Consider the following 2,496-nt stretch of genomic DNA (forward strand, 5'->3'; position numbering starts at 1 on the left):
GCCGAGGAGGGGGCGGGCGATCCTGTTCGCCGCGCCCGTGACGAGCGCGGCGAACAGGATCATCGCGAGGGTGCCCGCCTGGAGGACCGGGAGGTCCTGGGCGAGGGCCGCCTGGAGGGTGGTGCGGCCGAGGCCGGGGATGTCGAAGATCTGCTCCACGACGACCGACCCGCCGGTCAGCCCGACCGCGAACAGGCCCAGGTTGGGCAGCAGTCCGGGCAGGCTGCGCCGTACCGCGTGCCGGGCGATCCGCCCGCCGGGGATCCCGCGCGCGGTGGCCGCCTTCGCCCAGGGTTCGGCGAACGCGCCCGGCAGCAGGTCGTCCAGCAGCCGCCCGAGCACGGCCCCGGCAGGCAGCCCCAGCGCGAGCGCGGGCAGGATCGTCCACTTGAGCCCGTACCAGCCGAGCGCGGGCAGCCAGCCGAGCTGGACGCCTACGACCGTGGCGAGCACGGACGCCGTGAGGAACTCCGGCAGCGCGGCGAGCATCGCGGAGCCCGAGCGGGCCGGGGCATGCCCGGCGAGGGTGCGGCGGGCGCCCCGGCGGAGGGTGGGCGCGCAGACCAGGGCGGCGGTGATCGCCGCGACGGCCAGCGCGACCGTCACCAGCAGCAGGGACGCGCCGAGCGCCTGGAGGACGGCCGGGGTGACCTCCTCGCCGGAGATCCAGGACCGGCCGGCGTCGCCTCGCGGGAGGCCGGACAGCCACTGGCCGAGGAGGTGCAGCGGGCCGTCGGCGAGGCCGAGCTGCCCGCGGATGTCCGCCAGGACCTGCGGGGTGGGTTCGCGGTCGACGGCGCGGGCCTTGAGGACGGTCAGCGCCGGGTCCGTGTCCGTCAGCCAGGGCAGGAGGCCGATGCCGCAGACCAGGCCCGCGGCGAGGGCCACCCGCCACAGGAGCGCCGTGACCCGTGCCACGCGGTCAGCGCCGGGTGCCGATGCCGACGAGCGTGCGCTCGTACGGGTCGAGGAGGACGCCGCGCACCTTCGCGCCGACGCCGGTGATCACCCGCTGGTGGACGAGGGGGACGACCGCGTCCGTGCCGAGGATCGCGGCCTCGGCCGTCATCGCCGCGTCCTGGCGCTTGCCGGTGTCGGCGATGCCCTGCGCCGCCGCGACGGCCTGGTCGACCTTCTTGTCGCACAGCTGCGCGATGTCGAAGCCGCCGTCGCAGGTGTAGTCGCTGGCCAGGACCGCCACCGGGTCGCCGGTGTCGAGGAGGGTGTTGCGGGCCTGCACGAACGCGTCGAACTTGCCCGCCAGCGCGTCGCTCTCCAGCCGCGAGTACTCCCTGACCTCCAGGGTGACCTTGAAACCGGCCTTCTCCAGCTGCTGCTTCAGCACCTGCGCGGCCTCGGGGAGTTCGGGGCGGTTGTCGTACGTCGCGAGAGTGACGGCCGCGCCGTTCGGCTTGCCGGGGGTGGCCCGGCCGGTGGGTTCTGTGCGCTTGCCCGCGGCCCAGGTGACGGCGGGGCCGTAGATGCCGGTGCCCGCGTCCGCGTGGCCCTCGTACACGCCCTTGGCCAGCGTCGAGGTGTCGACCGCCGCCCTCGCCGCTGCCCTCAGCGCCGGGTCCTTGAAGGTGCCCGTCCTGCTGTTCAGCAGGAGGCTGGTGGTGCGGGTCGTCGCCGTCTCCTTGCGGGTCGCGGCGTCGAGGGTGGCCGCCTGCGCGACGGGGATCGCCTCGGCGATGTCGACCTCGCCGGTGCGCAGGGCGTTGGCGCGCGCGGTGCCGTCGGCTATGAAGCGGGCGTCGATGCCGGACGCCTGGGCGCGTCCGCCCCAGTAGTCGTCGAAACGGTTCAGGGTCGCGGCCGTCGTGCCGCTCACCTTCGTGATCTCGAACGGCCCCGTGGCCGTCCCGACCGGGTTCGCCGCGCCCTGCGCGCCGTACGCCTTCGGCGCGAGGACCGCCAGACTCGAACTGGCCAGCCGCAACGGCAGCACGGGGTCGGCGACGCTCGTCGTGATCCGTACGCCGGTGGCGCCCTCGGCCTTGGCGCTGAGCGTCACTCCGGTGAGCGCGGCGGGGGCGGGCTTGGCCTGCGCGGCGCGCCCGAGCGATCCGGAGACGGCGGCGGGGGTGACACGGGTGCCGTCCTGAAAGCTGGCGTCCCTGAGCGTGAACACCCAGGTCCGGTCGTCCACCCGCTTCCACGACTGCGCCAACGCCGGCGCGGGCGCCCCGTTCGCGTCCAGCGCGGTCAGCCCTTCGGTGACCCCCAGCCTGCTGAGGATCGTCGCGTCGGCGCCGTACGGGGAGAGCTTCTCGGCGGGCGGGAAGGCGAGGGCGACCCGGAGACGGGCACCGTCCTGCGCGCCGGAGGCGTCGTCGCCGCCGCCCCCGCCCGACGCGAAGCAGCCCGCGAGCAGCGGCAGGGCGAAGAGGGCTACGAGGAGGCGGTGGCCTTGGGGAATGCGCATGATCTACCGGTCTGTCAGGAGGGGGGACGGGGAAGTGCCTGTGCGATGCCTGGCGGCGGCCCGGCCGGGGG

2 protein-coding genes are annotated in these 2,496 nt (G+C 75.3%); both read right to left on the minus strand.

What is annotated here, in order from left to right:
• On the minus strand, positions 1–918 hold a 918-nt coding region (locus tag AOK24_RS25805), incomplete at its 3' end, for an ABC transporter permease (RefSeq protein WP_159051982.1).
• 4 nt (positions 919–922) lie between these two features.
• Positions 923–2,425 (minus strand): ABC transporter substrate-binding protein, encoded by a 1,503-nt coding sequence (locus AOK24_RS25810; RefSeq protein ID WP_055722458.1) that lies wholly within the window; start codon positions 2,423–2,425, stop codon positions 923–925.
• Between the last annotated feature and the right edge of the window lie 71 nt (positions 2,426–2,496).

This window comes from Streptomyces niveiscabiei (assembly GCF_001419795.1).
GTDB lineage: Bacteria > Actinomycetota > Actinomycetes > Streptomycetales > Streptomycetaceae > Streptomyces > Streptomyces niveiscabiei.